The 5,532-nt window shown below is 66.6% G+C and carries 5 protein-coding genes; all 5 read left to right on the forward strand.

Features of this window, described 5'->3' with window-relative positions; genetic code table 11:
* A partial coding sequence (gene tsaA / locus FVW27_RS06700) for a tRNA (N6-threonylcarbamoyladenosine(37)-N6)-methyltransferase TrmO (protein ID WP_341806101.1) occupies positions 1 to 638 on the forward strand: 638 nt, incomplete at its 5' end.
* Positions 635 to 1,417, forward strand: coding sequence for a molybdate ABC transporter substrate-binding protein (gene modA / locus FVW27_RS06705; RefSeq protein ID WP_167123786.1), 783 nt, complete (start codon positions 635 to 637; stop codon positions 1,415 to 1,417). The genes tsaA and modA, both read left to right, overlap by 4 nt.
* 582 nt (positions 1,418 to 1,999) lie before the next feature.
* Positions 2,000 to 3,301: a cytochrome ubiquinol oxidase subunit I gene (locus FVW27_RS06710; RefSeq protein ID WP_167123788.1), complete on the forward strand. Its 1,302-nt coding sequence runs from the start codon at positions 2,000 to 2,002 to the stop codon at positions 3,299 to 3,301.
* Positions 3,302 to 3,355: 54 nt separating this feature from the next.
* The gene (gene cydB / locus FVW27_RS06715; RefSeq protein ID WP_167123790.1) at positions 3,356 to 4,381 is read left to right on the forward strand and encodes a cytochrome d ubiquinol oxidase subunit II; all 1,026 of its coding nucleotides are present in this window, start codon (positions 3,356 to 3,358) and stop codon (positions 4,379 to 4,381) included.
* A gap of 283 nt (positions 4,382 to 4,664) precedes the next feature.
* Positions 4,665 to 5,396: a TorD/DmsD family molecular chaperone gene (locus tag FVW27_RS06720; protein WP_167123792.1), complete on the forward strand. Its 732-nt coding sequence runs from the start codon at positions 4,665 to 4,667 to the stop codon at positions 5,394 to 5,396.
* The last annotated feature ends 136 nt before the right edge of the window (positions 5,397 to 5,532 follow it).

Genomic DNA, 5,532 nt, shown 5'->3' on the forward strand with positions numbered 1-5,532 from the left:
CGGCGCTGCACCTGCTGCGCGGCCCCGCCGCCGCCCATGCCGCGCCCCGTGCCGCTTCCGATCCGGCCTCCCATCCGGCAAGCAATCCGGCAGACGATCGGGCAGACAATCCGCAAGCCCCGCGCATTTCCTACGCCCCGGTGGCCCACATGCGCACCCCGTTCACCGACGTGCGCGGCATGCCCATCCAGCCCGTGGGCGCGCAGGGGGTAGCGGGCAGCATCGACGTGCTGCCCGAATTCGCCCAGGGCCTCGCCGACATCGAAGGGTTCTCGCATCTCCTCGTCATCTACCACCTGCACGAGTGCAAGGGCTTCACCCTGCGCGTGAAGCCCTTTCTGGACAACGACGAGCACGGCGTGTTCGCCACCCGCTCGCCGCGCAGGCCCAACCCCATCGGCATTTCCGTCCTGCGGCTTACCGGCGTGACCGGCAACAGGCTGCACGTGGAAAACGTGGACATGCTGGACGGCACCCCGGTGCTGGACATCAAGCCGTACGTCCCCACCTTCGACGTCTGGGACGCCGACAGGACGGGCTGGTTCGCCACCGTGGCGGACAACGCCGTGCAGTGCAGGGCCGACGACCGTTTCGTTCCCGCAGACACCACTCAACCTCAGACAGGAGGCGCCTCATGATTTCCGGTTTCCGTCCGTTCCGCACTGGCCGTCGCGTTCTTGCAGCGTTGGCTCTTGCCGCACTGGTCTGCGCACCCCTTGCCGCCCACGCGGGCGAGATCACCGTGTCCGCCGCCGCCAGCCTGACCAACGCCTTTACCGACATCAAGGGCATGTTCGAAAAGGCCAACCCCGGCAGCAAGGTGCAGACCAACTTCGCCGCGTCCGGCCCGCTGCTGAAGCAGATGCAGGAAGGCGCGCCGGTGGACGTGTTCGCCTCCGCCGACCAGGCCACCATGGACAAGGCCGTGGAAAGCAAGCTCATCGACGTGGCCACCCGCATCGACTTCGTGTCCAACAGCCTGGTGCTCATCGCGCCCGCCGACTCCAGGCTGGCCATCAAGGGCGTGGACGACCTGAAGCAGGCGGGCGTCACCCGCATCGCCGTGGGCAACCCCGACTCCGTGCCCGTGGGCCGCTACACCAAGGCCGCCCTGACCGCCGCCGGTTCGTGGGATGCCCTTTCCGGCAAGGCCGTGCTGGCCGAAAGCGTGCGCCAGGCCCTGGACTACGTGGCGCGCGGCGAAGCCGAAGCGGGCTTCGTGTACATGACCGACGCCAGGATCGCGGGCGACAAGGTGAAGGTGGTGGCCACCGTCAAGGGGCACGCCCCCATCACCTACCCCATCGCCGTCCTGTCCGGCTCCAGGGACAAGGCCACCGCCGCCGCGTTCATCAAGTTCGTCACCGGCCCCCAAGGCATGGCAGTGATGGACAAGTACGGCTTCGGCAAGCCGTAGCGACAGCATCCCCCCGGATTCCCTCGCCAACACCAACGGGCGCCGACCACATGGCCGACGCCCGTTGCGCGCGGGGGCGCGGCGTGTGCCCCAAACGGCCCCTGCCCCATGCGGGCAGTACGGGCACATCCGCACACTCCGCTCCCGTTCATGCGCACGGCCCGGCCTGCCCATCTCCCCCCTGTCAGGCCCGCCCCGTCCGACCATGCTGCCACCCCATCCCGCCCGATTCATCCCGTCCGGCCCCTCCGGCCCGTCCGGCTCGCCTGTCCTGCTCCCCTCTCCGGGCCGGTTCCCCCACAATCCGGCCATCACCGCCAACTTGCCGCCGCCATGTATTTTTTACTGACAGTTTCTCCGCAACCGTGCTAGATTGCGCGCAGTCCCTCCGTCAGCACACGCAGCAATTGTTCCACCATGCTTGCATATTGGCGGGAAAGTGGTAGTAGCAACCATTATCGCTTGATGCACACACGTTGTTCGGCCTTCGGCGGAAGTAGACCTGACAACGCGCCGATTTCACCGTTTAACCTTGTCGGGCTTCCGGGCGGCCACACCGTCGGACCCGCAAAGGGGGAAAGCATGGATGTCGTCATGCTGTCACGGCTGCAGTTCGCGGTGGCCGTTTTCTTCCATTTCATCTTCGTGCCGCTGACACTGGGCCTTTCGGTGCTCATCGCGGTCATGCAGACCATCTACTACCGCACCGGCAACGAAACCTACAAACGCATGGCCAAGTTCTGGGGCAAGCTGTTCCTCATCAACTTCACCCTGGGCGTGGTCACCGGCATCACCCTGGAATTCCAGTTCGGCACCAACTGGTCGCGCTACTCGGAATACGTGGGCGACATTTTCGGTTCGCTGCTGGCCATTGAAGCCACCCTGGCCTTCTTCCTGGAATCCACCTTCCTGGCCGTGTGGGTGTTCGGGTGGGAACGCGTGTCGAAAAAGATGCACCTGTTCGCCATCTGGGCCGTGGCGTTCGCCTCCAACCTGTCCGGCCTGTGGATCATCCTGGCCAACGGCTGGATGCAGAACCCCGTGGGCTACGTGATCCGCAACAACCGCGCGGAACTGGACAACTTCTTCAGCGTGCTCAGCAACCCCTACGCATGGGGCCAGTTCTTCCACAACCTGTTCGCCTCGTGGATGCTGGCGGGCTTCTTCGTGCTGGGCATCTCGGCCTGGCACCTGCTGCGCCGCAACGAGGAAGACTTCTTCAACCGCTCGTTCAAGCTGGCCGCCGGGTTCACCCTGGTACTGGCCATCCTTGTGGCGGTGCAGGGCCACAACCACGGCAACACCGTGGCCAGGCTGCAACCCGCCAAGCTGGCGGCCATGGAATCGCACTGGGAAACCCAGAAGTCCGCGCCCATGTACCTGCTGGCCGTGCCCAACGAAAGCGGGGAAGGCAACTCCATCCAGGTCTTCGGCATTCCCGGCGTGCTCAGCCTGCTGGCCTTCAACGATCCCTCCGCCGAAGTGAAGGGCCTGAAGGACTTCCCCAAGGAAGACCGCCCCCCCGTGCTGCTCACCTTCCTGAACTTCCGCGCGATGGTGGGCCTTGGCACGCTGTTCCCGCTGCTGGCCGGTGCCGCCTTCCTGTTCCGCAACCGCCTGCAGGACAAGCAGTGGCTGCTGAAGGCGCTGCCCTGGGCCATTCCGCTGCCGTACCTGGCCATCATGGCCGGGTGGGCCGTGGCCGAAATAGGCCGCCAGCCGTGGATCGTGTACGGCATGATGCGCACCACCGATGCGGTGTCGCCTGTGCCCGCCTCGTCCGTGGCCGTATCGCTGCTGGCGTTCGGGGCGGTGTACACCCTGCTCGGCGTGCTCGACATCTACCTGCTTCGCAAGTACGCGCGCAAAGGCCCCGCCGCCTAGCCCGCACGACGTGCCGCATAGCCGCATGAACAGCTAACCGAGAGGATCGGAAACATGTTGGAGACAATCTGGTTCGTCCTGTGGGGCCTGTTGTGGGCCGTATACTTCGTCCTTGACGGCTTCGACTTCGGCATGGGCACCCTGCTGCCCTTCGCCGCGCGCAACGAAGCCGAGCGCCGTACCATCTACAATGCCGCCGGTCCGTTCTGGGACGGCAACGAGGTGTGGCTGATCACCGCGGGCGGCGTCACCTTCGCCGCGTTCCCCAAGGCCTACGCGGTGATGTTCAGCGCGCTGTACGCGCCGCTGCTGATCCTGCTCTTCGCGCTGATCTTCCGCGCGGTGTCCTTCGAGTTCCGCAACAAGATCGACAGCCCCGGCTGGCGCAAGGTGTGGGACGTGTTCCAGTTTCTGGGCAACTTCGTGCCCGCGCTGCTGTTCGGCGTGGCCTTCGCCAACCTGTTCATGGGCATTCCCGTCGACGGCGACGGCGTGTACCACGGCAACCTGCTGAAGCTGCTGAACCTGTACGGCCTGCTGGGCGGCGTGTTCTTCGTGCTGATGTTCGCCCTGCACGGCGCACTGTGGATGGGCATCAAGTCCACGGGCGAGCTGCACGACAGGGCCGTGGCCCTGGCGCGCGGCATCTGGCCGCTGCTGCTGTGCGCCGCGCTGGCCTTCCTGGTGGCCACCGCCGTGTACACCAACCTGTACGTCAACTACATGAAGTTCCCGCCGCTGCTGGTGTTCCCCATCCTGGCCGTGGCCTCGCTGCTGACCACCCGGTTCTTCATCGCCTCCAACTCGGTGGGCATGGCCTGGGTGTGCAACGCGGTGTTCATCGTGTGCGTGACCTTCTTCGGGGTGTTCGGCATGTACCCGGCGCTGCTGCCCTCCAGCATGGACCCGGCCTTCAGCGTCACCATCGCCAACGGCGCATCCAGCCCGCTGACGCTGAAGATCATGCTCACCGTGGTGGCCATCTTCGTGCCCATCGTGCTGGCGTACCAGGCGTGGGTGTATTCGGTGTTCACCCACAAGATCACCGACGAGGACCTGGAAGACGAACACGCCTACTAGACGGCGAGGCGGCACGACACGCGCCGCACGCAATACCTCGGATGCACAGGGGAGCCCGCAAGGGCTCCCCGTTTTCTTTTCCGGACGTCAACGGCGTTTTCCGGACCACGGCGCCAACGTCACCGCAACGCCGCATGTAGGACGCGTCCTACAGACTTCCTACAGCATCCGACAATCATTGCACGCCCCAAGCGACATGGTATTATGCAACTTAAGGCCACTCCGGTGGCGGACCCCGCGCGCCAGCAACGGGGCCTGAACCGCACATCGCAGCAGGAATGCCATGCCGCCCACCATTTCTCCCGCTCCCTCCCCGCCCGCGTCCGCCCCGGTCAACACCCGCATGGCGGACGCCGAGGCCTTCGCGCGGCGCGGCGCCGCCCTGCGCGACTTCTTCTTCGCCACCAACGGCGCTGTGCTGCGCCGGGCCTTCGAGGCACTGGCCCTGCCGGGCTCCCCGCCCCTGCCGCCCGTGCCCGCGTGGGATGAAGAGGAATACCTGTTCAATCGGCTGTTCGTGGGGCCGGGCCCGGTGGCCGCGCCGCCCTATGCCTCCGTCTATCTGGAGACGGAGCGCCGCCTGATGGGCGAGGCCGCCCTGTTCGCCCGCGAAGCCTACGCGGCGCTGGGCCTTGCCTCGCCGTGGCAGGGGTCGCTGCCCGACGACCACATCGGCCTGGAACTGGACGCCGCCCTGGCCGTGTACGCCGCCCTGCGCCAGGATGCGCCAGGCCCCGCGGATTCCCCGGCCCCCCACACACCCGAACCATCCGGCCTTCCCGCGCGCGGACCCACCCCCGAAGACCTCGCCTCATGGTGGGACGCCTTCGTGGCCGGGCACATGGCCGTGTGGGTGCCGTCATTTCTCGATGCCCTGCGCCGGGCAGGCGCAACGTCCGCCGTCATGGGCCGCGCGGGCGACGACCTGGCCCGCTGGCTTGCCGACGCCGTGATCATGGGGCGCGGGGCCTTTGCCCAACCGGAACAACCGGTCACCAAGCGAGGAACAGCATGAACAAGACCGATCGAGCAGCACGCGGCTGCGACAACGGAAGGCGCTTCTTCCTCAAGGGGACGGCCGCCCTGGGTACGCTGGGCGCGCTGGGCGCACTGGGCTCCGGCCCCTGCGGCCTGCTGCGGCCGGCGCAGGA

Source organism: Nitratidesulfovibrio liaohensis, from assembly GCF_011682075.1.
Lineage (GTDB): Bacteria > Desulfobacterota > Desulfovibrionia > Desulfovibrionales > Desulfovibrionaceae > Cupidesulfovibrio > Cupidesulfovibrio liaohensis.

Bases quoted from the DNA above. Each gene is read 5' to 3' on its own strand.
- modA (WP_167123786.1), top strand. From the start codon at position 635: ATGATTTCCGGTTTCCGTCCGTTCCGCACTGGCCGTCGCGTTCTTGCA.
- FVW27_RS06710 (WP_167123788.1), top strand. From the start codon at position 2,000: ATGGATGTCGTCATGCTGTCACGGCTGCAGTTCGCGGTGGCCGTTTTC.
- cydB (WP_167123790.1), top strand. From the start codon at position 3,356: ATGTTGGAGACAATCTGGTTCGTCCTGTGGGGCCTGTTGTGGGCCGTA.
- FVW27_RS06720 (WP_167123792.1), top strand. From the start codon at position 4,665: ATGCCGCCCACCATTTCTCCCGCTCCCTCCCCGCCCGCGTCCGCCCCG.